This is a genomic window from Streptomyces sp., from assembly GCF_035645055.1.
GTDB lineage: Bacteria > Actinomycetota > Actinomycetes > Streptomycetales > Streptomycetaceae > Streptomyces.
In genome coordinates this window covers 97,693-121,386 of sequence record NZ_DASQNH010000021.1, presented here as the reverse complement: position 1 = coordinate 121,386, position 23,694 = coordinate 97,693, and the positions used below count along the sequence as shown (strand labels likewise).

Genomic DNA, 23,694 nt, shown 5'->3' with positions numbered 1-23,694 from the left:
CTCGAACACATCCGGCTGGAGGCGGAGAGCGAGGTGTCCGGGTGGGAGGCCTACGGCCCGCTGGACACCGGCTCCGGGCGGGGTCCGTCCCGTGACGGTGCGTTACCCGCGGTCCGCGCCGGGTACCCGGCGGCCATGGACCGCTTGGAGCATCTGGAGCATCTGGACAAACATCTCGCCGACGAGCTGGCACAGGTGGCGCGGGAGACGATCCGCGACGAACTGAAGCAGCAGACCCGCAAGCAGCGCCGTACGGCGATGCTGTACGCCGCGTCCGGCACCGTCGCCCTGTACGCGGGCGCGGCCCTCGCGCTCGCCGTCGGGCTCGCCCTCGCGCTGGTGCTGCCGGACTGGGCCGCCGCGCTGATCACGGCGGCGCTCCTCGCCGTCGCCGCCTACGCGCTGCGTGGCGCCGCCCGCACCGAGCACACGCCGGCGCACGACTCCGGCAGCGGACACGTCGTCGGCGGAACCCCGCCCGCCGGACCGCCCGGCGGGCTCGGCACGGCCTACCCGCCGATGCCGCCGGTCGCCCCGGGCGTGACCGGCGTACCCGGCGCGCGCACTCCGGCTCCCGGCCGGATGAGCGCCCCCGCGCCGCGGACCGACGACGTCGACCCCGAGAACCCGCGGCACCGGGCGTGATCCGCGGGCGCGGCCGGTGACGCCGGGGCGTGGCAGAACCGTCGTGGTCGCCGGGGCCGGTGGCGGCCGGTGGAGGCGTGGGCCGCGCGACGGCCCGCGCCTTCGCCGCGCGCGGCGACCGACCGGGTGGCCGCCCTGCCGGCCCGGGCCGCGAGGGGCCGGCGGCCGCCGCCGCCGAAGTGCGGCGGGCGGGCGGGGCGGCGCTGGCCGTCCCGTCGGCATGGCCGACGCCAAGGCCGTCGACGCCGCCACCCGGCAGGCCGTGAACGCGTTCGGGCACTTGGTGTGCTCCGTGCCCGCCTACCGGGTCAGCCGGTGCGCATCGCGCGGAGACCCGAAGCGCCGGGAAGCTGTGGGCATTTGACGGGCCGCACGGCAGGGACTTCGGGGCACACGGCCGGATGGGTGCCGCTGTCAGGTGGGGCTAGGCGACGCGGAAGTCCTCCACCTCGTCCGTGCGCGGTGTCAGGCCGTGGCCCAGGCCCGCCGTGGGGCGGACCGTGCCGCCCGTGGGGTCCAGGACGCCGTCGAAGAACATCGACTCGATCCGGACGTGGTCGTGGAACCACTCGATGTGCCGCAGGTTGGGCAGCGAGGCCGCCGCGGCGGCGTGGGCGTGCGGCGCGCCGTGCGCGGAGACCTCCAGGCCGTGCGCCTGGGCGAGGGCCGCGGCCCGCAGGAACTCCGTGATGCCGCCGCACCGGGTCGCGTCCACCTGGAGGCAGTCGACCGCGCCGGCCGCGATCATCCGGGCGAAACAGGGCAGGTCGTAGCCGTACCCGCCGGACGCCACATCGCAGACCACACGGTCGCGCACCAGCCTGAGCCCGGACAGGTCGTCCGACGGCACCGGCTCCTCGAACCAGCCCACCCCCAGATCCGCCACGGCGTGCCCCACGCGGACCGCCTGCTTGGGGGTGTAGGCGCCGCCCGCGTCCACGTACAACTCGGCCCTCTCGCCCACGACCTCGCGGGCCGCGCGGACCCGGGCCAGGTCACGGGGGACCGCCCGGCCGCGGTCCTCGCCGATCTTCATCTTCACGCGCGGAATGTGCTGGCCGTGCACCCAGCCGTTCAACTGCGCGGCCAGATGCTTGTCGTGGTACGTCGTGAAACCGCCGCTGCCGTACACCGGGACCCGCTCCCGGGCCGTCCCCAGCAGCCGCGCCAGAGGCAGCTCCAGGAGTCGCGCCTTGAGGTCCCACAGGGCGACGTCCAGCGCGGAGATCGCGCAGCCGGCGACGCCCGGGCGGCCCGCGTGGCGCACCGCGCGGACCAGGCGGTCGTGCAACGCCGGGACGTCCAGCGCGGATCGGCCCGCCACGAGCGGGGCGAGATGGTCGCGCAGGAAGTCGCCGACCGCGGGCGGGCCGTACGTCCAGCCGGTGCCGGTCGCCTCGCCCGTCGAGACCTCGGCGAGGACGAGCGTCGTGGTGTCCCAGGCGAGGGTGCCGTCCGCCTCCGGGGCGTCCGTCGGGACCGTGTACACCGAAACGGCGGGTAACCGCAGCCGCATCGTCCCGTCAGCTCCCCGGGAGTTGCGGCAGCACCTTGGTCCGGTAGAAGTCGAAGAAGCCGCGCTGGTCGGGGCCGATCTGGTTGACGTAGATCGTGTCGAAGCCGGCGTCGGCGAACGCGGTCAGCGCCGCCACGTGCTCGTCCACGTCGTCCCCGCAGACGCCCTGCTCGGCGATCATCTCCTCGGTGACCAGCGGCTGGAGCTGCTCGAAGTGGCGCGGCGAGGGCAGGATCTGGCCCATCTCGCCGGGCAGGTACTCGTTGAACCACATCCGGTGCACCGTACGGACCGCCTCGTCGCGGTCGGTGCCGTAGCAGACCTTGGTGCCGCCGATGACGGGCTTCGCGCCCCCGCCGTTCTCGCGGAACCGCCGCACCATGTCCGCCTCGGGCATCATCGTGATGTAGCCGTCGCCCACCCGGGACGCCAGCTCGGTCGCCTTCGGGCCGAAGCCGGAGACGTCGATCGGGACGGGCTCGTCCGGGACCGTGTAGAGGCGGGCGTTCTCCACGGTGTAGTGGGTGCCGTGATGGGTGACCTCCTCGCCCGTGAACAGGCGGCGCATCACATGGATCGCCTCCTCCAGCATCTCCAGCCGGACGTCCGCGGGCGGCCAGGTGTGGCCGAGGATGTGCTCGTTCAGGGCCTCGCCCGAGCCCACGCCGAGCCGGAAGCGGCCGTTCGTCATCACCGCGCTGGTCGCCGCGGCCTGCGCCACCACCGCCGGGTGGATCCGCACCGTCGGACAGGTCACCGCCGTCTCGATCGGCAGCGACACCGCCTGCGAGAGCGCGCCGATCACCGACCACACGAACGGGCTCTCGCCCTGGGCGTCGTTCCAGGGGTGGTAGTGGTCCGAGATCCACAGCGACCGGAAACCGGCCTGCTCGGCCATTCTGGCCTGCTCCACGAGGTCCGCGGGGCCGTGCTCCTCGCAGGAGAGGAAGTAGCCGTACTCGGGCATGGGGGGTACCTCCGCGACGGGCGGCTCGGGTGGGGGTCCCGGGCCGAGTACCCGGCGCCCGGCGGGGAAACCGGGGACGTTTGGGCGCCCCGGCCAGGGGGACGCGGATAGCTCGTACGGGAGGACGGGAGACGTCGTACGTCCGCGTGCCCGCCGTACGGCCCGACCTGCCCGCGTACCTTCCCCTACGGGCGACACCGCCGGAGGCGCCACCGTGAGTCGACCCCGCATCGTGATCGTCGGTGCCGGCTTCGCCGGGTACCGGACGGCCCGGGAACTGTCCCGCATGTCCCGGGGCAAGGCCGAGATCACCTTGCTGAACCCGACCGGCCACTTCCTGTACCTGCCGCTGCTGCCCCAGGTCGCGGCGGGTGTCCTGGAGCCGCGCCGGGTCACCGTCTCCCTGGCCGGCACACTGCCCCGGGTGCGGCTGGTGCTCGGCGAGGCCGGCCGTGTCGACCTCGACGCGCGCACCGTGCACTACACCGACCCCGAGGGCGGCGCCGGAACCCTGGAGTACGACCGGCTGGTCCTCGCCGCGGGCAGTGTCAACAGACTGCTGCCCGTCCCCGGCGTCGCCGAGCACGCGCACGGCTTCCGCAGCCTGTCCGAAGCGCTGTACCTGCGCGACCACGTCACCCGGCAGGTGGAACTCGCCGCCTCCTCCGACGACCCGGAGCACCGCGCCGCGCGCTGCACGTTCGTCGTGGTCGGCGCCGGATACACCGGCACCGAGGTCGCCGCGCACGGACAGCTGTTCACCGACGCGCAGGTCCGCGCACATCCGCTGCGGGAAGGCGTACGGCCCCGCTGGCTGCTGCTGGACGTCGCACCGCGCGTCCTGCCCGAACTCGACGAACGGCTCTCCCGCGCCGCCGACCGGGTGCTGCGGCAGCGGGGCGTGGACGTGCGGACGGGGACCTCCGTGAAGGAGGCCACGCGCGACGGGGTACTGCTCACCGACGGCGAGTACGTCGAGACCCGCACCCTCGTGTGGTGCGTCGGGGTGCGGCCCGATCCGCTCGTCGCCTCGCTGGAGCTGCCGATGGAACGCGGCCGGCTCCTCGTCGACCCGCACCTCCGGGTGCCGGGGCGGCCCGAGGTGTTCGCCTGCGGGGACGCGGCGGCCGTGCCCGATCTCGACAAGCCGGGTGAGTACACGCCGATGACCGCGCAGCACGCCTGGCGACAGGGCAAGGTGTGCGCCCGCAACGTCGCCGCTTCGCTGGGGGCGGGGGAGCGGCACGCTTACCACCACCGCGACCTGGGGGTCGTGGTCGACCTGGGCGGGACGAAGGCGGCCGCCAACCCGCTCGGCGTCGCGATGTCCGGGCCGCTCGCCGGGGCGGTGGCCCGCGGGTACCACCTCGCCGCGATGCCCGGCAACCGGGTGCGGGTGGCCGCCGACTGGCTGCTCGACGCGGTGCTGCCCCGGCAGGCCGTCCAGCTGGGACTCGACCGGTCGTCGTCCGTCCCGCTGGACACGGCCTCACCGGAGCCGGCGCGGACGCCGGGGAACGGGGGAGAGCGGGTGCGGGGGAGCGGGAGAGAGCGGGCGCCCGGGAACGGGGGAGAGGGGGACGACCGTACGGAGGCCAACAGGAGGCGGGCCGTGTCCGAGAGCGCGAAGAACCAGCCGGGGTCCGAACCCGCGAAGAACCAGCCCGGGTCCGAACCCGCGAAGAACCAGCCCGGTGGGGAGCCGGCCAAGAACCAGCCCGGTGGGGAGCCGGCCAGGAACCAGCCCGGCGGCGAGCCTGGGACGGGGCAGCCGGGCGGGCAGCCCGTGCGGAGCCGGGGCCGGGCCCTGGGGGCCGTCGTGGAAGGGGACGCGGAGTGGTCCGGGGTGGCCGGGCCGTTCCTGGACGCCGAGACGCCCGGGGCCGCCGGGTCCGCCGAGATCGAACCGTCCGGGCCCGCCGAGACCGTGACCGGGGAGGAGGGGTCGAGCCCGGCCGAGCCGCACTACGGCCCCCGGCGGAGTCCGGGTGACGGGCCCGCCGAGCCGCGGGCCGGCCGTGAACCGCCGGGTCCGGGGTCCGGCGCCGAACCTCCCGGGCCGGTGCGGCGTCCCGACGCGGCCGCCGAGCCCCGGGCCGGCCGTGAGCCGCCCGGCCCGGCCCGGCAGCGCACGGGACCCGAACCTCCCGGTCCGGTCAAGAGCACCGATCTGCCCTCCGAACCCGCCGACCCTCCCGACCCCGCCGACCCTCCTGACCCCACCGACCCTCCCGACACCACCGACGTTTCCGACCAGTCCGTCCAAGGAGAGCGATGAACACCGACGAACTCGTGGAGCTGGGACAGCAGTTGCGCGTCGACAGTGTGCGGGCGGCCGCCGCCGCGGGCTCGGGGCACCCCACGTCCTCGATGTCGGCCGCCGACCTGATGGCCGTCCTGCTGGCCAACCACCTGCGCTACGACTTCGACCGCCCCGACCACCCCGCCAACGACCGCTTCATCCTGTCCAAGGGGCACGCCTCCCCCCTGCTGTACTCGGCGTTCAAGGCGGCCGGCGCCCTGGACGACGAAGAGCTGCTGACGTTCCGGACGATGGGCAGCCGGCTGGAGGGGCATCCCACGCCGCGGCGGCTGCCCTGGGTGGAGACGGCCACCGGATCGCTGGGTCAGGGACTGCCGGTCGGCGTCGGTGTCGCCCTCTCCGGCAAGCGGCTGGAACGCGCCGACTACCGTGTCTGGGTGCTGTGCGGCGACAGTGAGCTGGCCGAGGGTTCCGTCTGGGAGGCCGCCGAGCACGCGGGCCACGAACAGCTGGACAATCTCGTCGCGATCGTCGACGTCAACCGGCTGGGCCAGCGCGGCCCCACCCGGCACGGCCACGACCTCGACGCCTACGCACGCCGCTTCCGCGCCTTCGACTGGCACACCATCGAGATCGACGGCCATGACGTGGACGCCATCGACCGCGCCTACGGGGAGGCGATCTCCACCCTCGGCCAGCCCACCGCGATTCTCGCCCGCACCCTGAAGGGCAAGGGAGTCGAGGGGGTCGAGGACCGTGAAGGACTGCACGGCAAGCCGCTGCCGGACGCCGAGGAGGCGATCGCGCAGCTGGGCGGGAAGCGCGATCTCGCCGTCCGGGTGCACCAGCCGCCGGGCGACCGGGCCCTGCGGTCCGTGCCCACCGGCTCGGGTGTCGACCTGCCCCGGTGGGAGCGCGGCGGCGACAAGACCGCCACCCGCGACGCCTACGGCAAGGCGCTGACCGCGCTCGGTACCGCCCGCGACGACATCGTCGCCCTCGACGGGGAGGTCGGCGACTCCACCCGCGCCGAGTACTTCGCCAAGGAGCACCCCGACCGCTACTTCGAGTGCTACATCGCCGAGCAGCAGATGGTCGCCGCCGCGGTCGGTCTCGCCGCCCGCGGGTGGGTGCCGTACGCCTCCTCCTTCGCCGCCTTCCTCACCCGTGCGTACGACTTCGTGCGGATGGCGTCGGTCAGCGGGGCCGGGATCAACCTGGCCGGCTCGCACGCGGGCGTCGCGATCGGGCAGGACGGCCCCTCGCAGATGGGCCTGGAGGATCTGGCGATGTTCCGGGCCGTGCACGGCTCGACCGTGCTGTACCCGTGCGACGCCAACCAGACGGCCCGGCTGGTCGCGGAGACCGCCGGTCTGGACGGCATCCGCTATCTGCGCACCTCGCGCGGCGCGACCCCGGTGATCTACGGGCCGGACGAGGAGTTCCCGATCGGCGGCAGCAAGGTGCTGCGCTCCTCCGGCGAGGACCGGCTCACCGTCGTCGCGGCCGGGATCACCGTCCCCGAGGCGCTGGCCGCCGCCGACGCCCTGGACCGGGAGGGCATCCAGGTGCGGGTGATCGACCTGTACTCGGTCAAGCCCGTCGACCGGCTGACCCTGCGTCAGGCCGCGGAGGACACCGGCTGCCTGCTGACCGTGGAGGACCACCACCCGGAGGGCGGCCTCGGGGACGCCGTCCTCGACGCGTTCCTCGACGGGCGCCCGGTGCCGCGCCTGGTCCGCCTCGCGGTCCGGACGATGCCGGGCTCCGCCTCGCCCGAGGAGCAGTTGCACGCCGCCGGCATCGACGCCGAGTCGATCGCGGCCTCCGTCCGCCTGCTCGTGGAGCAGGCGATCGTCCCGTGAGCGGCGCCGAGGCGCGCACGGTACGGGCGGGCCGCCGTACGGTCGAGGTACGGCGGCCCGGCAAGGTCCTCTTCCCGGGCGGCGACGGCCACCCGGAGTACACCAAGGGCGACCTCGTCGACTACTACCGGTCCGTCGCACCCTTCCTGCTGCCGCATCTGCGCGGCCGGCCGCTGATGCTGGAGATGCACCCGGACGGTGTCGACGGCCCCGGCTTCATGCAGAAGAACACCCCGGAGACCTACCCGGACTGGATCACCCGCGTCGAGGTGCCCAAGGAGGGCGGCACCGTCCGTCACACCGTCTGCGACGACTCCGCGACCCTCGTCCACCTCGCCGGCCAGGCGTGCGTCACGCTCCACCGCTGGCTGTCGCGCGGTGACCGGCTGGACCGCCCCGACCGGATGGTCTTCGACCTCGACCCCTCCGGCGACGACTTCGCGCCCGTGCGCGAGGCGGCCGTGCTGCTCGGCGAACTCCTCGACGAACTGCGGCTGCCGTCGGCCCTGATGACCACCGGCTCGCGCGGCCTGCACATCGTGGTGCCGCTGACCGGCCGGCACGACTTCGACGAGGTACGGCACTTCGCTCGCGACGCCGCCGACACCCTCGCCGCCGGGCACCCCGACCGGTTCACCACCGCCGCCCGCAAGAAGGACCGCGGCGACCGCCTCTACCTGGACGTCCAGCGCAACGCCTACGCCCAGACCGCCGTCGCCCCCTTCACCGTCCGCGCCCGCCCCGGCGCGCCCGTGGCCGTGCCCGTCTCCTGGGACCAGCTCGACGAGCCCGGCTTCGGACCCCGCCGCTGGACCCTCGCCGACGCCGTCGACCAGGCCCGCACCAACCCCTGGGCGGGCGTGATGAGCCGGGGCCGGGCCCTCGGACCGGCCCGGCGCAGGCTCGACGCGCTGCGCGGCTGACCTGCGGACGCCGCCGTGCCGTCCACCGGTCCGGACACCGCTTCGTCATCCACAGGTTTGGCCATGGGCTGGGCGGCCACCCGAGCAAAGAGGTGGCCATGTCGAACACGAATCGCACATCCCAGTCGCAGAATTCACAAGAAACCCAGACCGACAACAACACGCACACGGCGGACGACCGGCCGGGCCCGATGGAGGTGCTGCGCCAGGCGCGCGCCCAGCTCGCGGAGCTGACCGGCATGGTCGCCGAGACCGTGTCGTCCTTCGAGCAGACGGAGGACGGCTGGTCCCTGGAGGTCGAGGTACTCGAACTCGAACGAGTGCCGGACACGATGAGTCTGATGGCCGGTTACGAGGTGACCCTCGACGACCGGGGACAGCTCACCGGGTACCGCCGGGTGCGCCGTTACGAGCGCGGGCGGGCCGACGCACACCGGTCCGGCGGCCGCTAGGCCGCCCCGCCCGCCACCAACCCACCAGCAGAGAAGGAGGACCGGTCGGCATGACCGTTGTCCCGGCACAGCAGACGGGCTCGGGGGGCGGCTCCAGCGGCCTCTACGACGTCCTGGAACTCGTCCTCGACCGAGGCCTCGTCATCGACGCCTTCGTCCGGGTCTCCCTGGTCGGCATCGAGATCCTGAAGATCGACGTGCGGGTCGTCGTCGCCAGCGTCGACACCTACCTGCGCTTCGCCGAGGCCTGTAACCGCCTCGACCTGGAGTCGGGTCCGCGCAAGAGCCCCGGCCTGCCCGACGTCGTCGGCCAGATCACCGAGTCCGGCGCGCGCGGCAAGTCCAAGGGCGCGCTGTCCGGCGCCGCGCAGACCATATCCGACGCCTTCAAGCAGGCCCGTGACGAAGGTTCCGCCGAGCCCGAGAGCAAGAGCCGTTCGCGCCGGAGCACCACCGCCCGCCGGAAGGAGGACGACGAGTGAGCACCTACATCTACGGCATCGCCGCGGCCTCCCACCCCGCGCTGCCCGACGGGATGGAGGGCGTCGGCGATCCCGCCCGCCCGGTGCGGATCCTGCGGGAGGGCGAGCTGGCGGCGATCGTCAGCGACGCCCCCGAGGGGCTGCGCCCCAAGCGGCGCGATCTGGTCGCCCATCAGAACGTGCTCGCCGAGGCGGGCGCCGCGGGCTGCGTGCTGCCCATGCGGTTCGGCAGCGTGGCCCCGGACGACACCTCGGTCACCGGGGTCCTCGCCGAACGCGCCGCGCACTACCAGGAACGGCTGCGGGCCCTGGACGGGAAGGTCGAGTACAACGTCAAGGCCTCCCACATCGAGGAGGCCGTCCTGCACCACGTGATGGCCGCGGACCCGGAGATCCGCGCCCTCGCCGAAGCCAACCGCAAGGCGGGCGGCGGAACTTACGAGCAGAAACTGCGGCTCGGCGAGATGGTCGCCGCCTCGGTCAAGCAGAAGGAGACCGAGGACGCCGACACGGTCCTGCGGCTGCTGGAGCCGGTCGGTGACGCGGTCAGCGTCGGCCCCGAGTCCACCGGCTGGCTGGTCAACGTCTCCTACCTCGTGGGCCGGGACACGGCCGAGCAGTTCCTCGCGGCCGTCGAAGAGGCCCGCAAGGACCTGCCCCACCTGGAGCTGCGCGTCCACGGGCCACTGCCGCCGTACAGCTTCGTCGAGCCCGGCCCCACCGAGCCCGCGGGCACCGCGACCGCCGGCAGCACGGCGGGTGCGGGCGCGGAGGAGTGAGTCCGTGGGACTGATCGGAGAAGTGCTGATGCTGCCGTTCGCCCCGGTGCGCGGCAGCGCCTGGGCGGTCAGACAGGTGCTGCGGGAGGCGGAGCGTATCTACTACGACCCCGCCACCGTGCGTGCCGAACTCGCCCGCCTGGAAGAGCAGTTGAACGCCGGTGAGATCAGCGAGGAGGAGTTCGACCGCCGGGAGGACGAACTCCTCGACCGGCTGGAGCAGGCGCGGTGAAGGGAAGACTGGCGGCTGTCGCCGTATGGTTCCTGGTCCGCCGGCGACTGCGCGTCCTGTCCCGGCGGCTCCGGGAGAACCCGCAGATCCGGGAGATCGAGGAACAGCTCCGCGAGGATCTGCGGGGTGTCCCGGACGCGGCGGCGGACACCCTCTACCGCTGGGCCGAACGCCGTCTCGACGCCCTCGCCGACCGTCTGTACGAACGGACGGACGAGATATACGCGAGCCTGGGCGCCGGGGCGGCGGCCGGCCCCACCGAGGGGCGGGCCGCCGCGTGGGAGGAGTTGCCGGCGGAGGAGGACGAGCCGCTGGTCGACGAGGACGAGGACGAGCCGCCGGTCGACGAGGCTGAGGCGCCGGAGGGTGACGCTCACGTGTCGCCGGACGGCGTCGAGCCGTCGGACGACGCGAACGGGCCCCGGGCGGAGCCGTCGGCCACGGCAGAGAACGCCGCCGACCAGGACCCGGCCGACAGGAAGGCACCGGCCGAGAAGGCCGCCGCCAAGAAGGCGACTGCCGAGAAGGCCGCCTCCAGGAAGACCCCGGCCAGGAAGACCCCGGCCAGGAAAGCCCCGGCTGGGAAGGCATCGGCCGAGGCGACTCCGGCTGGGAAGGCCTCGGCCAAGAGGGCCTCGGCCAAGAGGGCGCCGGCTGACGACGCCTCGGCTGACGAGGCCCCGGCCGGGCGGGCCGCCGGCAGGAAGGCACCGGCCAAGAGGGCCGCTGCCAAGAAGGCGACTGCCGAGAAGGCCGCCTCCGCGAAGGCCGCGGGTGGGCAGTCCGGCGCCCGGAAGGCGCCCGGCAAGCAGGCCCCGGCCAGGAAGTCGGGGGCCGAGCGGGGCGCCGCCCGGCGGGCGGCCTCCGCCAAGGCGGGCGCCCGTGCCGCGCAGGGAGGAGGAGACCGATGACCGGCGTACACATCCCGGCGCTGTCCGGCCGCCCGGGTCTGCTGGGCGAGCTGGCCCGCAGCGAGGCCGCCGACCGGCTGCGGGCGGCGGCGCAGGAGTATCTGGAGGCCCAGGCCCGGCGTCTGCTGGCCGGGGCGGGCCGGGGCCTCGGCCTGGCCACCGTACGGATCACCGAGATCGCCGAGGGCCGCAGCCCGGGCTTCGCCCGGCTCGCCCGTGACACCGGCCGCAAGCTGGTGGCGGGCAAGGGCCCGGCGCGGGCCGCGCTGGAGATCGCCGTCGCCCGGCTGACGGACCGGTCCGGCCTCTCGGCGGCCCGGCCGCTCGTCGTGGTCGAGCAGATCGACGTCGGTGTGCCCGCGCGTACGGCGTACGAGGAGTGGGCGCGGCACCCGGACGCCCGCCCGGTCCCCGACGACCGGCTCGTGTGGACCGCGCACGGTCTGCGCGGGGTGGTCTCCTTCCATCCGCTCGCCGACCGCCTCACGCGCGTGCTGCTGGTCGCCGAGCATCTGCCCGAAAGCCCCGCCGGCCGGGCGGGCGCCCTGCTGCGGGTGCCGCGCCACCGGGCCCGGCGGGACCTCGCGGACTTCGCCCGGCACGTCGCGCTGAGCGGGGTACCCGAAGGGGACAGCCCGAGCGCCGTATCCGAGGACGATCGCCCGACCACCCGAGGGAGCCGCCGATGACCACCCCCAGCCGGCTCCCCGATCCGTACGGCAACGGCGGGGGCGCCAACCTCGCCGACATCCTGGAGCGGGTGCTCGACAAGGGCGTCGTCATCGCGGGCGACATCCGGATCAACCTGCTCGACATCGAACTGCTGACCATCAAGCTGCGGCTCATCGTGGCCTCCGTCGACAAGGCGAAGGAGATGGGCATCGACTGGTGGGAGGAGGACCCTGCCCTGTCCTCCCGGGCCCGCCGCGAGGAACTCGCCCGGCGGGACGATCACGCCCAGCGTGACGAGCTGGCGCGGGAGAACGCCGAGTTGCGCGCGCGGCTGGCGGCCCTGGAGTCCGGCCGGGCGCGGGAGGGATCGTGATGACCACCGGACTGCGCTACGTCTACGCCGTCTGCCGCCCGTTCAGCGCCCCGCTGCAGTCGCAGCTGAGCGGGGTCGGGGGCGCCCCGCCCCGGCTGCTGCACCACCACGGCCTGGTCGCCGTCGTCAGCACGGTGCCCGAGCGGCTCTTCGCCGAGGAGCCGCTGCGGGCCCATCTGGAGGACCTGGACTGGCTCACCGAGACGGCCCGCGCCCACCAGCAGGTGATCGACGCGCTCACCACGGTCACCACCCCGCTGCCGCTGCGGCTGGCCACCGTCTTCCGGGACGACAGCGCGGTCCGCGTGATGATGGAGGCCCGCGAGGACTACTTCCGGCGGACCCTCGACCGGCTGGACGGGCGGGTCGAGTGGGGCGTGAAGGTCTACACCGACGCCGAGCCCGGGGATGCCGGGGAAGCCGGGGAAGCCGCGGCAACGGACCGGGCGCCGGGGAAGGCCGCCTCCGGGCGGGATTATCTCCGGCAGCGCCGCGACCGGTTCCGCGCCCGTGAAGACCTCTGGCAGAAGGCCGAGACCTTCGCCACCCGGCTGCACGAGACGTTGTCCGAGCGCGCCGAGGATTCCCGGCTGCACCCGCCGCAGAACCCGGCGCTTTCCGGTGCCGCCGGGCGGAATGTGCTCAATGCCGCCTACCTGGTGCCGCGGGACCATTCCGAGGAATTCGTGGAGCTGGTGGACCGTACGAAGGACGAGGCCTCCGGAATGCGGGTGGAACTCACCGGGCCCTGGGCCGCCTACTCCTTCGTGGGAGACGTCGGGGGCACCGAGGACGAGGAGAACGGGGAGGGTGACCTGCCGTGACCGTCGTCGAGCGCCGTGAGATCGCGCTGGTGGACCTGCTCGACCGGCTGCTGGCCGGCGGGGTCGTCATCACCGGCGACATCACGCTGCGCATCGCGGACGTCGATCTCGTCCGCATCGATCTGAACGCCCTGATCAGCTCGGTCAACGCGCAGGTACCGGCCCCGTGGGAGGGATGACGTGCAGCACCCGGTGAACGACGTGCCCCGTGGAACAGGCGACATGCTGGAAGGCCTGCTGGACGGCTCGCCCGGCCGGACCGACGACCCGGCGCGGCCGTCGGGCCGCCGCCGGCAGCTGGATCTGGAGCCCGACACCGTCGAGCGGGACCTCGTCAAACTGGTCCTCACCGTGGTGGAGCTGCTGCGTCAGCTCATGGAGCGCCAGGCGCTGCGCCGCTTCGACGCCGGCGACCTGACCGAGGAGCAGGAGGAGCGGATCGGGCTCACGCTGATGCTGCTCGACGACCGGATGACCGAACTGCGGGAGCGCTACGGACTGCGGCCGGAGGACCTGAATCTGGACCTCGGGCCGCTGGGACCGCTGCTGCCCAGGGACTGACGTCCCGGCCTCGTTCGATCAGGCTTCTTCACGGCACAGGATTTCGCCGTGCAGGACGCTGAACCAGGCATCCTCCTGCCGCCCCCACTCCCGCCACGCCTCCGACACGGCCCGCAACTCCTCCTCGGTGGTGTGCCCGCCGCCGACGGCGACCCGCGCGTAGTCCGAGGCCAGCGTCCGGTCCGCCCACAGGCCGCTCCACCAGGCCCGCTCCTCGGGGGTGGAGAACGTCCAGGTGGCGGAGGTCGCCGTGATGCCGGTCAGGCCCGCGCGCAGCGCCCAGGACTTCAGCCGGCGCCCGGCGTCCGGCTCGCCGCCGTTGGCGCGGGCCACCCGCCGGTACAGCGCCAGCCAGTCGTCCATGCCCGGTGAGGCCGGGTACCAGGTCATCGCGGCGTAGTCGGAGTCCCGTACCGCGATCCACCCGCCCGGTCTCGTCACCCGCCTCATCTCGCGCAGCGCCCGCACCGGGTCGCCGACGTGCTGGAGCACCTGGTGGGCGTGGACGACGCAGAACGTGTCGTCGGGGTAGTCGAGGGCGTGCAGGTCCGCCACGGCGAAGTCGGCGTTGCGCAGCCCGCGCCTCTCGGCCGTGGCCCGCGCCTGCTCCAGCACGCCCGCCGCGCGGTCGACGCCGGTGACCCGGCCGTCGGGGACCAGCTCGGCCAGGTCCGCGGTGATGGTGCCGGGCCCGCAGCCGATGTCGAGGATCCTCATGTGCGGCTCCAGGACGCCCAGCAGGTAGGCCGCCGAGTTGGCGGCGGTCCGCCAGGTGTGCGACCGCAGCACCGACTCGTGATGGCCGTGTGTGTAGACGGCGGTCTCCCGTGCTCTCGGCATGGCTGTGCCCCCTCGTCGGCATGAGCGATCCCGCGGAAACCGGGCCCGCGGGCTGCCCCGTCACCGTACGCCGCATGCCGAATGCTGAGACCCTGCGTTTCGCATCCTGGGCTGACTGAGCGTCAGGAGGTGCCCGTCGGGCGGTACACGGCCAGCGCCTCCGGGTCCTTCTCCAGGGTCACATCACCCTCCACCTCGGTGACCTCACCGTCGTACGCGAGCAGCGTGCCCGGTGCCACGCCCGCCAGCCGCAGCCGCCCGACCGCGACGGCGGCGTGCGCGGGGGAGCGGGTCAGCGGTCCGGCGAGGGCGGCGGCCAGCAGGCGCAGCGCGGGACGCCGGCCGCCGTGCACGACCCGGACGTCGAGCAGGCCGTCGGCGAGGTCCCGGCGGCGGCCCGGCGCGAGACCCATCCGGTGGTAGGTGCCGTTCCCGGCGAACAGCAGCCACAACGGGCGGGGCCGCCCGCCCACCTCGGCCTCCAGGGGGTGGCGGTCGGCGCGCAGCACCCGTACCGCGGCCAGCACCCCGGCCGGCCAGCCGCCGATCCGGTGCGACCAGCGGTCCCGCTCGCGCACCAGCTCCGGATAGACGCCCAGCGCGCAGGTGTTGAGGAAGATCCCGCGCCGCGCCCCGCACGCGTACCGGCCGACGTCCACCCGCACCCCCTCGCCCTGCCGGATCGCCCGGCTCAGGGACCGCGCGTCCTCCACGCCGAGATCGAGGGCGAAGTGGTTGAGGGTGCCGCCGGGCAGCACCGCGAGCGGCAGCCCGTGCCGCAGGGCGACCTCGGCGGCGGAGTTCACCGTGCCGTCGCCGCCGCACACCCCCAGCACCCGGGCCCGCGCGGCGGCCTTGCACAGCTCCCCGGGCACGTCCTCCGGGGCGCACTCCACGACCTCCGCGCGCGGCAGCGCCTCCCGCAGCCCGCGCACCCGGTCGGCGGTGGCCGCCGCGGTGTTGGCGACCACCACCAGGCCCTCGCCGTCGGGCAGCGCGGGCAGTTCGACGCGGGGCCGGGCGGGCGGCGCGTGCCGGTCCCGCGTCGGCACCAGGCCCCGTACGGCGAACGCGGCGCCCACCCCGAGGGCGGCACCGGCGAGGACGTCGCTCGGAAAGTGGACGCCCGTGTACACGCGGGACATGGCCACCGAGAAGGCCACCGGCGCCACCACCGCACCCCAGCCGGGCGACTCCAGCGCCACCCCGGCCGCGAACGCCGCCGCCGACGCGGAGTGCCCCGACGGGAACGAGGTGGTGATCGGCTGCCGCTTCAGCTGCCGCACCAGCGGCACCGGGTCGAGCACCGGCCGGGGCCGGCGCACCGAGCGCTTGCCGAGGGTGTTGATGGTCGCCGAGGCGAGGGTCAGCGAGGCCAGACCGCGCGCGGCGGCCCGGCGGGCCCGCGGGGTGCGGCTCGCCGCCATCGCCGCGGCCGCCGCGAACCACAGCACGCCGTGGTTGGCGCTGCGGCTCAGCCGCGGCAGTACGGGCTCGGCGGCGGGCCAGTGCCGCGCCGCGGCGAACTCGAACAGCCGGCAGTCCAGTGCGAGCAGGCGGTCCCGCAGGAACCGCGGGCCGGGCTTCGGGGCGGTCAGATCGACGTCTGGGCTCATACCCAGGCGGGTACCCGGAACCACCCGTTCCCTGTCCGGCCCGGTACCCCCTGGGGCGTCCGCTCGTCCGTCACTCCAGGACCCCGTCCAACGCGACGTGCCGCACGACGCGCGATAACGGTTTGCCGCCCGCCCGGCCCCGCCCGCACAATGCGGCCCCATGGGACATCTGGAAGCCGCACACCTCGAGTACCACCTCCCCGACGGGAGGACGCTGCTCGGCGATGTGTCCTTCCGGGTGGGCGAGGGCGCCGTCGTCGCCCTCGTCGGACCCAACGGCGCCGGCAAGACCACCCTCCTGCGGCTGATCTCCGGCGAGCTCACCCCGCACGGCGGCACGGTCACCGTCAGCGGCGGGCTCGGCGTGATGCGCCAGTTCGTGGGGGCCGTACGGGACGAGACGACCGTACGCGACCTGCTGGTGTCGGTCGCGCCGCCCCGCATCCGCGAAGCCGCGCAGGCCGTCGACAAGGCCGAGCACGCGATCATGGCCGTCGACGACGAGGCCGCCCAGCTCGCCTACGCGCAGGCCCTCGCCGACTGGGCGGAGGCGCGCGGCTACGAGGCGGAGACCCTGTGGGACATGTGCACCACGGCCGCGCTCGGCGTGCCCTACGAGAAGGCGCAGTGGCGCCAGGTACGTACCCTCTCCGGCGGCGAGCAGAAACGGCTCGTGCTGGAGGCGCTGCTGCGCGGCACCGACGAGGTGCTGCTGCTCGACGAGCCGGACAACTACCTCGACGTGCCCGGCAAGCGCTGGTTGGAGGAACGGCTGAAGGAGACCCGCAAGACGGTCCTGTTCGTCTCCCACGACCGGGAACTGCTCGCCCGCGCCGCCGAGAAGATCGTCTCCGTCGAACCGGGCCCCGCGGGGGCGGACGCCTGGGTGCACGGCGGCGGCTTCGCCACCTACCACGAGGCCCGCAGGGAGCGCTTCGCCCGCTTCGAGGAGCTGCGCAGGCGCTGGGACGAGAAGCACGCCCAGCTGAAGAAGCTGGTGCTGAACCTGCGGCAGGCGGCCTCCGTCAGCCACGAGATGGCCTCCCGGTACGCCGCCGCCCAGACCCGGCTGCGCAAGTTCGAGGAGGCCGGGCCGCCGCCGGAGCCGCCGCGCGAGCAGGACATCCGGATGCGCCTCAAGGGTGGCCGCACCGGCGTCCGGGCCGTCACCTGCGAGGGCCTGGAGCTGACCGGCCTGATGAAACCCTTCGACCTGGAGGTCTTCTACGGCGAACGGGTCGCCGTCCTCGGCTCCAACGGCTCCGGGAAGTCCCACTTCCTGCGGCTGCTGGCCGGGGAGGACGTGGCGCACACGGGCGCGTGGAAGCTGGGGGCGCGGGTCGTGCCCGGGCACTTCGCGCAGACCCACGCCCATCCCGAACTCGTCGGGCGGACCCTGCTCGACATCCTGTGGGCGGAGCACTCGCAGGACCGGGGCGCCGCCATGTCCCGCCTGCGCCGCTACGAGCTGACCGCGCAGGCCGAGCAGAGCTTCGACCGGCTCTCCGGCGGCCAGCAGGCCCGCTTCCAGATCCTGCTGCTGGAACTGGCCGGGGCCACCGCCCTCCTGCTGGACGAGCCGACGGACAACCTCGACCTGGAGTCCGCCGAGGCCCTTCAGGAGGGCCTGGAGGCCTTCGAGGGCACCGTCCTCGCGGTCACCCACGACCGCTGGTTCGCCCGCTCCTTCGACCGCTACCTGGTCTTCGGCAGCGACGGCCGGGTCCGGGAGACGCCTGAACCGGTGTGGGACGAACGGCGGGTGGAGCGGGCCCGGTAGCACCGCCGGTACCACCGGGCCGGGCCGCTGGAAGTGGCGCTCCGGCCAGTCCGCCGTGCTGGTGCGGTGCACCGGCCACTGACGTCCGGCGACCGACCCGGCGTCCTCCCGGGCCACGCCGCTGTGCAGCTCGAATCGGCGCCCTTGCGGTCGACGCGGGTCACCCCGCACACCGCGTCCTCGCCCTCCAGGTCCAGCAGCGGCGAGACGCGCGGCAGGGGCGCCCAGCGGGCCCAGGCCGCCCTGCGGGGGCCGGGCCGGTGACGGGCCGGGCACGACTTCACCCGCACGGGCGAACAGCCTCGTCCGCGCCCTGGCCCTTCAGGTCGCGGGCCGTCGCCTCGGCCGTGAGATGCCGCTGGTGGGGAGTGTCCTCCGCGTGAGTGTCCTCCGCGTGCGCGGAGAGGTCGACGTACACGGAGGACCACGGCCCCGGACGTTCGTAGAGTGGAGTCAGGAACGCGAGGTCCATGGCTCCCTCCCGGATGTCATCGGGGGCAGCGCTGGTAGCGCTCATCGCCGGGCGGGTACCCGAACCGCATGAACGGACACGACGAGCGGGGCACCACGATGACCGGAGTCGACCCGGGACGACTGGACGACCAGCAGCTCATGAGGGAGCTGGAGACGATCCACCGCACGCGCCACGACACGCTGCTCTACGGCTCGAACGACGCGTTGCGGGCGCACAACGAGCGCATGGCCCAGCTGGAGGGCGAGTATCTGCGCCGCAACCCGCGCCGCTTCGTCGCCGCGGGCCGCACCCGCGACGGGGCCCGCGAACGCGCGGCGGCCGGCGGCGACGCGGTGGCCGGCAGCCGGGACGGGCGCACGCCGGTCGGCAAGTGGGGTCCGGGCGACACCGGGGCGGGCGCCCCCTAGGCCCTGTCCGACCCGGGACCTGCGGACCTGCGAGTGCGCGTCGCGCCGCCGCGAACCCCCTGCGCAGGGGGTTCGCGGCGGCGCGGTTCGCGGCTGCGCGACACGCAGTCCGTCCGGCGGGCCGCCCCGGACGGATCGCCGACGGCTCAGGCGGCTTCCTTGGCGAAGACGTCGAGGAACGCCTCGCAGAACGCCTTGAGGTCGTCCGGCTTGCGGCTGGTGACCAGCTTGTTCGCGCCCCGTTCGCAGACCACGACCTGTTCGTCCACCCAGGTGCCGCCCGCGTTGCGGATGTCGGTCCGCAGGCTCGGCCAGGAGGTCAGCTCACGGCCCCGTACGACGTCCGCCTCGACGAGCGTCCACGGGGCGTGGCAGATCGCCGCCACCGGCCGCCCGCGCTCGAAGAAGTCCCGTACGAACGCGACCGCCTTCTCGTCCATGCGCAGGAAGTCGGGGTTGGCCACCCCGCCCGGCAGCACCAGCGCGTCGAAGGAGTCGGCCGGGGTCTCGCCGACCACCTCGTCCACCGGGAACGTGTCCGCCTTGTCGAGATGGTTGAAGGCCTGGATCTCGCCGGGCTTCGTCGACACGAGGACCGGCTGGTGTCCCGCGTCCTCGGCCGCCTGCCAGGGGTCGGTCAGCTCCACCTGCTCGACGCCCTCGGGTGCGGTCAGGAATGCGATACGCATGATCAGTCGACGTCCTTTCGTTCAACGTGCTGTGCTGTCGGGCCCGGTGCCCTGGCCCGTGTCGTCCGGGGAGGCCCGGCTGATGTCGGCGAGCGCGCTGTCCGGGTCCTGCGCCAGCGCGAGGTCTCCGAGGCTCACCATGCCGACCGGCAGCCCGTGCTCCACCACCGGCAGCCGGCGCACCGCCTTCGCCCGCATCAGCGCCACCGCCGTCGACACCGGGTCGTCCGGGCTGACCACGGCCGGATGCGGGGTGCACACCTGCCCGGCGCTGACGGTGAGCGGATCGCGGCCCTCGGCCACGGCCCGCACGGTGATGTCCCGGTCGGTGAGCACGCCCACCACGTCCTGCCCGTCCGCCACCACCACGTCGCCGATGTTCTGGCTGCGCATCAGCTGCGCGGCCTCGACGAGCGAGGCGTCCGGGCGGACGGCCACCACGCCCGGCGTCATCACCTCCCTCACGTAGTCGGCCATCACGGTGCCCCTTCCCGGCGGGTCAGCGCCACGGCCAGTTCCTGGACGTTGCCGTAGCGGTCCCCGCGCGGCAGCCGGGTCAGCGGCTCGATCAGCGCGTCGGGCGCGTTGTGCCGGCGCAGCTCACCGATCAGCTCGCCCGGTCCGGCCGGGAAAGGCCTGCGGCCGAGGACCCGGGCCAGTTCCAGGCGGGTCTCCTCCAGGGAGCCCAGCGCCGGTCCGCCCGCCACCCGCGGGTCGTCGTCGGCGGAAGGCTCGGGATCGTGCCACTCCTCGGTACGGGTGGGGTGACCCGACCGCAGCATGCCCTGCAGTTGGTGCTTCATCTCGTCGTCCCGGTGCACGCTCAGCCGGTCACTGCCTCGCTGCATGTCTCCCTCCACATCCTTGGGGTGGGCACCGCGTACCCGACGGGAGGGGACCGACACCGCGTTTGCGCGCCGGATCGGCGGAGACCCGACGCAGGCCCCCCGCGCACACCTCTGCGGAAGGACAGGCCATGGCGGTCCTCGCTGTGCTCCTCCCGTTCCTGCTGCTCGGCACGGTGCTGGCCCTCGGACGTTACGAGGAGCTGCTGCTGCCGGCGGAGCGGGAACCGGACGCGGCCGAGCCGGTCGTACTGCGGCACTGAAGTGGTTCCGAGGCCCTGAACCGGTGCCACGGCGCCGGGGCGGGGCTCGGGCGCTCCAGCGGCGCCGGGCGGGGAGCCGGCCGTTCCGCGCGGCAGCGGGGCCCTGGCCGGCGCCTCGACGCGTCCCAGGCCTTCGATGCGCCCCAGGCGTCCGAACGAGTAGGGGGCGTGCTGCGTGGCGAGGGTGACCCAGCGGGTGTTCGAGTGTTCGAGAACGCCTTCACCATGCGAACACCGCTGGGTCGCACCGCTCCCGCTCTCCCGTACCTCCAGGGACAGACATGACCTCATTCTGAGCGGGGCGAGGGCGGTGCGGGCGAGGCGGTCCGCGCGTTCGGCGGCCGGCAGTCCGGCCAGCAGCACTCGGCCCATCGAGGTGGCGTACGCGGAGAAGCGGGTGCCGACCGTGATGTCGGCAACTACGCGGGCCTCCCCCTGGGATGAGCCCGCCGGGCCGCCCCGACCGGTGCTCCGGCCGGGGCGGCCGGAGCGGTCACTTCCTGACGCGGCCCGGCAGGAACTCCTGCAGCTTCGCCTTGAAGCCCTGCTTGATCACCGAGCCGCGGTCCGCGTCGCCCCTCAGGATCGACGCGGCCGTGGCTTCCATCTGCTCCCAGGTGGCGTGCGGCGGGATCGGCGGTACGGCGGGGTCGGTGAGGAACTCGATCACCGCGGGCCCGTCCGCCTCCAGCCCGGCCCGCCAGCCCGCCTCGACGTCCTCCGGCTTCTCCACCCGGATGCCGGTCAGCCCCAGCGAGCGGGCGAACGCGGCGTACTGCACGTCCGGCAGTTCCTGCGAGGGGAGGAAGGACGGCGCGCCGCCCATCGCCCGCAGCTCCCAGGTCACCTGGTTGAGGTCCTGGTTGTTCCACACCCCGATCACCAGCCGCGGGTCCTCCCACTGGTCGCGGTACTTCGCCGCCGTGATCAGCTCCGCCATGCCGTTCATCTGCATCGCCCCGTCCCCGACCAGGGCGATCGCGGGCCGGTCCGGGTGCGCGAACTTCGCGCCGATCACGTACGGCACCCCGCAGCCCATCGTGGCGAGCGTGCCGGAGAGCGAGCCGCGCATGCCCGGCCGCATGGTCAGGTGCCGCGCGTACCAGTTCGCCGTCGACCCCGAGTCGGAGGTGACGATCGCGTCGTCCGGCAGCAGCGGATCCAGGGCCCGGGCGACGTACTCCGGGTTGATCGGATCGGCGCTCAGCTCCGCGCGCCGCTCCAGGACGTCCCGCCAGTGCCGCACGTTGTCGCACACCGTCTCGAACCACTCGCGTCCGCGCCCGCCCTCGATCAGCGGGATCAGCCGATCCAGCGTCGCCCTCGCGTCGCCGACCACGTTCACCTCGTACGGGTAGCGCATCCCGACCATGTGCGGATCGATGTCGATCTGCACGCCCCGCGCCTTGCCGAACTCCGGCAGGAACTGCGAGTAAGGGAACGACGAGCCGATGGTCAGCAGCGTGTCGCAGTCCCGCATCAGCTCGTAGGACGGGCGGGTGCCCAGCAGCCCGATCGAGCCGGTGACGTACGGCAGTTCGTCGCTGAGGACGTCCTTGCCGAGCAGCGCCTTGGCGACCCCCGCGCCGAGCAGCTCCGCGAGCGTCTCCACCTCGGCCCGCGCCCCGGCCGCGCCCTGGCCGACCAGGATCGCCACCTTGTCACCGGTGTTCAGGATCTCCGCCGCCCGCCGCACCGCGTCGTCCGAGGGCACCGCCGTCCACGCGCTGCGGTCCAGGCTGGAGGGCACCATCTTGAAGTCGTGCGTCGGCGGCGAGTACTCCAGCTCCTGCACGTCACCGGGGATGATGACCGCCGTGGGGCAGCGGCGCGCGTACGCGGTGCGGATCGCCCGGTCCAGCACGTTCGGCAGCTGCTCCGGCACCGTCACCGTCTCCACGAACTCGGAGGCGACGTCCTTGAACAGCGTGTGCAGGTCGACTTCCTGCTGGTAGGAGCCGCCCATCGCGGTGCGGTGCGTCTGGCCGACGATCGCCAGCACCGGCACATGGTCCAGTTTGGCGTCGTACAGGCCGTTGAGCAGATGGATCGCGCCCGGCCCGGACGTCGCCGCGCACACACCGAGCCGGCCACTGAACTTGGCGTAGCCGACCGCCTGGAGCGCGGACATCTCCTCGTGCCGGGACTGGATGAACCGGGGCCGGTTCTCCGCCCGCCCCCAGGCGGCGAGCAGGCCGTTGATGCCGTCACCGGGATAGCCGAAGACGTGCTCCACACCCCACTCGCGCAGCCGTTCGAGGACGTGGTCGGAGACGGTGGTGCTCATCCGAAGTACCTCCCGGTTGACGTGGCCGTGGATGACGAGTCACCGCCGGAGTGAGGCGGAAACGCCGCCCCGGCGGTTCCCCGCGTCCCCGGCACCGCCGGCCATCGGTGACCACCGCGGTGTCCTCACCCCGTTGGCCGGATGGTTTCCCGCGAATGGGGGTCGGCCGCGAGCGGTACGCGCGGGCAGCGGATGTGATGGCTGCGTGTCCGTCGTCACCGTTGCGGGGAGTCCTGGTCGTGCGTCCTGCCCTTCGAACCGTGTCCGCTGTCGTCCTGGCCGGTGTCCTGGCCGGCGGAGCCGCCTCCGTCGCCCTCGCCGAACCGGCCGCCGAGGTCAGCCCCGCCCAGGCGGCGCCCGGCGGGACCGTCACCGTCTCGGTGACGTGCGACCCCGTCGGCGGATCGCCGCCCGACACCCTGGAGGCCACCTCGCAGGCCTTCGAGGACGGGCTGGCCGAGCTGCGGCCGGCCGGCGGGCAGGACGGCGAGACGTCCGGACCGGCCTACCGGGGCACCGCGCGGATCGTCCTCCCGGAGGACTTCGAGGGCGGAGAGGCGCACGCCGGGGGCGAGGACTCCGCGTGGACCGTCGACGGCACCTGCCCGGCCGCGCACGGCGGGGAGGGCAAGCCGTGGAGCGCGACGTTCACCGTGGCACAGGGCGGCGGTCACGACGGCGGTCACGACGGCGGTCACGGCGGCGGCCACAGCGTGTCGCCCTGCCCCGACCCGAAGGACGCCGGCTGCGGCACGGCGGTGGTCCAGCGCGGGGTGCGGGCCGGAGAGGGCGGCGCCTTCGGCGTGTCCCTGCCCGCATTGGTGCTCGGGGGACTGCTGATCGCGGGCGCCCTCGGGGCCGCCGCGCACCGGCTGTACGTCCGGGTGTCCGGCGCCGACGGCTGACCCGGCGTCCGGCGGGGTATGCGGAAGCGCGGAAGGACGATCCGCACCGTACGACCCACGCGGCACCGGGGATCGAAGCGGGAACGCCCGGAACCCACCGGCCACGGACCCCACGGACCAGG

General features: G+C 74.0%; 26 protein-coding genes and 2 pseudogenes. 18 read left to right on the top strand and 10 right to left on the bottom strand.

The window, feature by feature from the left end:
- Positions 1–135 precede the first annotated feature (135 nt).
- Positions 136–645 (top strand): phage holin family protein, encoded by a 510-nt coding sequence (locus VE614_RS07200; protein ID WP_324933776.1) that lies wholly within the window; start codon positions 136–138, stop codon positions 643–645.
- Between the two features lie 424 nt (positions 646–1,069).
- On the opposite strand, the gene VE614_RS07195 is transcribed toward VE614_RS07200, so the two are convergent.
- Entirely contained in the window at positions 1,070–2,161 is a 1,092-nt protein-coding gene (locus VE614_RS07195) for an enolase C-terminal domain-like protein (RefSeq protein WP_324933774.1), read from the bottom strand.
- A 7-nt stretch (positions 2,162–2,168) separates the two neighbouring features.
- A complete protein-coding gene (locus VE614_RS07190) occupies positions 2,169–3,128 on the bottom strand; it encodes an LLM class F420-dependent oxidoreductase (RefSeq protein WP_324933772.1) in 960 nt (319 codons plus the stop codon).
- Positions 3,129–3,342: 214 nt separating this feature from the next.
- Between VE614_RS07190 and VE614_RS07185 the strand changes: the two genes are divergently transcribed.
- The 13 genes from VE614_RS07185 to VE614_RS07125 all read left to right on the top strand — a co-directional run bounded on the left by VE614_RS07185 (position 3,343) and on the right by VE614_RS07125 (position 13,465).
- Complete coding sequence (locus tag VE614_RS07185) at positions 3,343–5,406, top strand: FAD-dependent oxidoreductase (RefSeq protein ID WP_324933770.1); 2,064 nt, start codon at positions 3,343–3,345, stop codon at positions 5,404–5,406.
- Positions 5,403–7,256 carry a transketolase gene (locus VE614_RS07180; protein ID WP_324933768.1) on the top strand — a complete coding sequence of 618 codons (1,854 nt, stop codon included), beginning with the start codon at positions 5,403–5,405 and terminating at the stop codon, positions 7,254–7,256. Before VE614_RS07185 ends, VE614_RS07180 begins: the two co-directional genes overlap by 4 nt.
- Positions 7,253–8,179 carry a non-homologous end-joining DNA ligase gene (gene ligD, locus VE614_RS07175; protein ID WP_324933766.1) on the top strand — a complete coding sequence of 309 codons (927 nt, stop codon included), beginning with the start codon at positions 7,253–7,255 and terminating at the stop codon, positions 8,177–8,179. Before VE614_RS07180 ends, ligD begins: the two co-directional genes overlap by 4 nt.
- 98 nt (positions 8,180–8,277) lie before the next feature.
- On the top strand, positions 8,278–8,631 hold the full coding sequence (locus tag VE614_RS07170) for a gas vesicle protein (protein WP_324933764.1): 354 nt from the start codon (positions 8,278–8,280) through the stop codon (positions 8,629–8,631).
- 50 nt (positions 8,632–8,681) lie between these two features.
- A complete protein-coding gene (locus tag VE614_RS07165; RefSeq protein ID WP_324933762.1) occupies positions 8,682–9,113 on the top strand; it encodes a gas vesicle structural protein GvpA in 432 nt (143 codons plus the stop codon).
- Positions 9,110–9,892 carry a GvpL/GvpF family gas vesicle protein gene (locus tag VE614_RS07160; RefSeq protein ID WP_324933760.1) on the top strand — a complete coding sequence of 261 codons (783 nt, stop codon included), beginning with the start codon at positions 9,110–9,112 and terminating at the stop codon, positions 9,890–9,892. The genes VE614_RS07165 and VE614_RS07160 overlap by 4 nt, the downstream gene beginning before the upstream one ends.
- A 4-nt stretch (positions 9,893–9,896) precedes the next feature.
- Entirely contained in the window at positions 9,897–10,124 is a 228-nt protein-coding gene (locus VE614_RS07155; protein ID WP_324933758.1) for a gas vesicle protein GvpG, read from the top strand.
- Positions 10,121–11,035 carry a histone H1-like repetitive region-containing protein gene (locus VE614_RS07150; protein WP_324933756.1) on the top strand — a complete coding sequence of 305 codons (915 nt, stop codon included), beginning with the start codon at positions 10,121–10,123 and terminating at the stop codon, positions 11,033–11,035. Before VE614_RS07155 ends, VE614_RS07150 begins: the two co-directional genes overlap by 4 nt.
- Complete coding sequence (locus tag VE614_RS07145) at positions 11,032–11,724, top strand: cyclase/dehydrase (RefSeq protein WP_324933754.1); 693 nt, start codon at positions 11,032–11,034, stop codon at positions 11,722–11,724. Before VE614_RS07150 ends, VE614_RS07145 begins: the two co-directional genes overlap by 4 nt.
- The gene (locus VE614_RS07140; protein WP_324933752.1) at positions 11,721–12,080 is read left to right on the top strand and encodes a gas vesicle protein; all 360 of its coding nucleotides are present in this window, start codon (positions 11,721–11,723) and stop codon (positions 12,078–12,080) included. The genes VE614_RS07145 and VE614_RS07140 overlap by 4 nt, the downstream gene beginning before the upstream one ends.
- Positions 12,080–12,904 carry a GvpL/GvpF family gas vesicle protein gene (locus tag VE614_RS07135; RefSeq protein WP_324933750.1) on the top strand — a complete coding sequence of 275 codons (825 nt, stop codon included), beginning with the start codon at positions 12,080–12,082 and terminating at the stop codon, positions 12,902–12,904. Before VE614_RS07140 ends, VE614_RS07135 begins: the two co-directional genes overlap by 1 nt.
- Positions 12,901–13,083, top strand: a complete 183-nt coding sequence (locus VE614_RS07130) for a gas vesicle protein (RefSeq protein ID WP_086172816.1) — start codon at positions 12,901–12,903, stop codon at positions 13,081–13,083. The genes VE614_RS07135 and VE614_RS07130 overlap by 4 nt, the downstream gene beginning before the upstream one ends.
- A 43-nt stretch (positions 13,084–13,126) precedes the next feature.
- The gene (locus tag VE614_RS07125; protein ID WP_324933747.1) at positions 13,127–13,465 is read left to right on the top strand and encodes a gas vesicle protein K; all 339 of its coding nucleotides are present in this window, start codon (positions 13,127–13,129) and stop codon (positions 13,463–13,465) included.
- Positions 13,466–13,483: 18 nt separating this feature from the next.
- Here the strand turns inward: VE614_RS07125 and VE614_RS07120 are convergent, their stop codons facing one another.
- Complete coding sequence (locus VE614_RS07120; RefSeq protein WP_324933745.1) at positions 13,484–14,305, bottom strand: class I SAM-dependent methyltransferase; 822 nt, start codon at positions 14,303–14,305, stop codon at positions 13,484–13,486.
- Between the two features lie 122 nt (positions 14,306–14,427).
- Positions 14,428–15,921, bottom strand: coding sequence for a bifunctional phosphatase PAP2/diacylglycerol kinase family protein (locus VE614_RS07115; protein ID WP_324933743.1), 1,494 nt, complete (start codon positions 15,919–15,921; stop codon positions 14,428–14,430).
- 160 nt (positions 15,922–16,081) lie between these two features.
- On the opposite strand from VE614_RS07115, the gene VE614_RS07110 reads away from it, so the two are divergent.
- Positions 16,082–17,701, top strand: a complete 1,620-nt coding sequence (locus tag VE614_RS07110; RefSeq protein WP_324933741.1) for an ABC-F family ATP-binding cassette domain-containing protein — start codon at positions 16,082–16,084, stop codon at positions 17,699–17,701.
- Between the two features lie 27 nt (positions 17,702–17,728).
- Here VE614_RS07110 and VE614_RS07105 read toward each other — a convergent pair.
- Positions 17,729–18,173, bottom strand: a pseudogene (locus VE614_RS07105) (hypothetical protein); the annotation flags it as partial.
- A 68-nt stretch (positions 18,174–18,241) separates the two neighbouring features.
- Here VE614_RS07105 and VE614_RS07100 point away from each other — a divergent pair.
- Entirely contained in the window at positions 18,242–18,583 is a 342-nt protein-coding gene (locus VE614_RS07100; RefSeq protein ID WP_324933739.1) for a DUF6158 family protein, read from the top strand.
- A gap of 146 nt (positions 18,584–18,729) precedes the next feature.
- Here VE614_RS07100 and VE614_RS07095 read toward each other — a convergent pair whose 3' ends face one another.
- The 3 genes from VE614_RS07095 to VE614_RS07085 are packed head-to-tail and all read right to left on the bottom strand — an operon-like array spanning position 18,730 to position 20,120.
- On the bottom strand, positions 18,730–19,272 hold the full coding sequence (locus VE614_RS07095) for a type 1 glutamine amidotransferase domain-containing protein (protein ID WP_324933737.1): 543 nt from the start codon (positions 19,270–19,272) through the stop codon (positions 18,730–18,732).
- A gap of 21 nt (positions 19,273–19,293) precedes the next feature.
- Positions 19,294–19,749 carry a CBS domain-containing protein gene (locus VE614_RS07090; protein WP_324933735.1) on the bottom strand — a complete coding sequence of 152 codons (456 nt, stop codon included), beginning with the start codon at positions 19,747–19,749 and terminating at the stop codon, positions 19,294–19,296.
- Positions 19,749–20,120 carry a DUF2795 domain-containing protein gene (locus VE614_RS07085; protein ID WP_324933733.1) on the bottom strand — a complete coding sequence of 124 codons (372 nt, stop codon included), beginning with the start codon at positions 20,118–20,120 and terminating at the stop codon, positions 19,749–19,751. The genes VE614_RS07090 and VE614_RS07085 overlap by 1 nt, the downstream gene beginning before the upstream one ends.
- A gap of 128 nt (positions 20,121–20,248) precedes the next feature.
- On the opposite strand from VE614_RS07085, the gene VE614_RS07080 reads away from it, so the two are divergent.
- The gene (locus VE614_RS07080; RefSeq protein ID WP_324933731.1) at positions 20,249–20,380 is read left to right on the top strand and encodes a hypothetical protein; all 132 of its coding nucleotides are present in this window, start codon (positions 20,249–20,251) and stop codon (positions 20,378–20,380) included.
- A 294-nt stretch (positions 20,381–20,674) separates the two neighbouring features.
- On the opposite strand, the pseudogene VE614_RS07075 reads toward VE614_RS07080, so the two are convergent.
- Together VE614_RS07075 and VE614_RS07070 are read right to left on the bottom strand one after the other, a co-directional pair.
- A pseudogene (locus VE614_RS07075) lies at positions 20,675–20,806 on the bottom strand (IclR family transcriptional regulator domain-containing protein); the annotation flags it as partial.
- Positions 20,807–20,873: 67 nt separating this feature from the next.
- The gene (locus tag VE614_RS07070; RefSeq protein WP_324933729.1) at positions 20,874–22,667 is read right to left on the bottom strand and encodes a thiamine pyrophosphate-requiring protein; all 1,794 of its coding nucleotides are present in this window, start codon (positions 22,665–22,667) and stop codon (positions 20,874–20,876) included.
- A 260-nt stretch (positions 22,668–22,927) separates the two neighbouring features.
- Between VE614_RS07070 and VE614_RS07065 the strand changes: the two genes are divergently transcribed.
- Positions 22,928–23,572: a hypothetical protein gene (locus VE614_RS07065; RefSeq protein ID WP_324933727.1), complete on the top strand. Its 645-nt coding sequence runs from the start codon at positions 22,928–22,930 to the stop codon at positions 23,570–23,572.
- Positions 23,573–23,694 lie beyond the last annotated feature (122 nt).

Coding starts and splice junctions, on each gene's coding strand:
- VE614_RS07135 (WP_324933750.1), top strand. CDS start 12,080: ATGACCACCGGACTGCGCTACGTCTACGCCGTCTGCCGCCCGTTCAGC.
- VE614_RS07090 (WP_324933735.1), bottom strand. CDS start 19,749: ATGGCCGACTACGTGAGGGAGGTGATGACGCCGGGCGTGGTGGCCGTC.
- VE614_RS07110 (WP_324933741.1), top strand. CDS start 16,082: ATGGGACATCTGGAAGCCGCACACCTCGAGTACCACCTCCCCGACGGG.
- VE614_RS07145 (WP_324933754.1), top strand. CDS start 11,032: ATGACCGGCGTACACATCCCGGCGCTGTCCGGCCGCCCGGGTCTGCTG.
- VE614_RS07085 (WP_324933733.1), bottom strand. CDS start 20,120: ATGCAGCGAGGCAGTGACCGGCTGAGCGTGCACCGGGACGACGAGATG.
- VE614_RS07070 (WP_324933729.1), bottom strand. CDS start 22,667: ATGAGCACCACCGTCTCCGACCACGTCCTCGAACGGCTGCGCGAGTGG.
- VE614_RS07190 (WP_324933772.1), bottom strand. CDS start 3,128: ATGCCCGAGTACGGCTACTTCCTCTCCTGCGAGGAGCACGGCCCCGCG.
- VE614_RS07115 (WP_324933743.1), bottom strand. CDS start 15,921: ATGAGCCCAGACGTCGATCTGACCGCCCCGAAGCCCGGCCCGCGGTTC.
- VE614_RS07200 (WP_324933776.1), top strand. CDS start 136: ATGGACCGCTTGGAGCATCTGGAGCATCTGGACAAACATCTCGCCGAC.
- VE614_RS07120 (WP_324933745.1), bottom strand. CDS start 14,305: ATGCCGAGAGCACGGGAGACCGCCGTCTACACACACGGCCATCACGAG.
- VE614_RS07080 (WP_324933731.1), top strand. CDS start 20,249: ATGGCGGTCCTCGCTGTGCTCCTCCCGTTCCTGCTGCTCGGCACGGTG.
- VE614_RS07180 (WP_324933768.1), top strand. CDS start 5,403: ATGAACACCGACGAACTCGTGGAGCTGGGACAGCAGTTGCGCGTCGAC.
- VE614_RS07125 (WP_324933747.1), top strand. CDS start 13,127: ATGCTGGAAGGCCTGCTGGACGGCTCGCCCGGCCGGACCGACGACCCG.
- VE614_RS07140 (WP_324933752.1), top strand. CDS start 11,721: ATGACCACCCCCAGCCGGCTCCCCGATCCGTACGGCAACGGCGGGGGC.
- VE614_RS07170 (WP_324933764.1), top strand. CDS start 8,278: ATGTCGAACACGAATCGCACATCCCAGTCGCAGAATTCACAAGAAACC.
- VE614_RS07100 (WP_324933739.1), top strand. CDS start 18,242: ATGAACGGACACGACGAGCGGGGCACCACGATGACCGGAGTCGACCCG.
- VE614_RS07195 (WP_324933774.1), bottom strand. CDS start 2,161: ATGCGGCTGCGGTTACCCGCCGTTTCGGTGTACACGGTCCCGACGGAC.
- VE614_RS07095 (WP_324933737.1), bottom strand. CDS start 19,272: ATGCGTATCGCATTCCTGACCGCACCCGAGGGCGTCGAGCAGGTGGAG.
- VE614_RS07165 (WP_324933762.1), top strand. CDS start 8,682: ATGACCGTTGTCCCGGCACAGCAGACGGGCTCGGGGGGCGGCTCCAGC.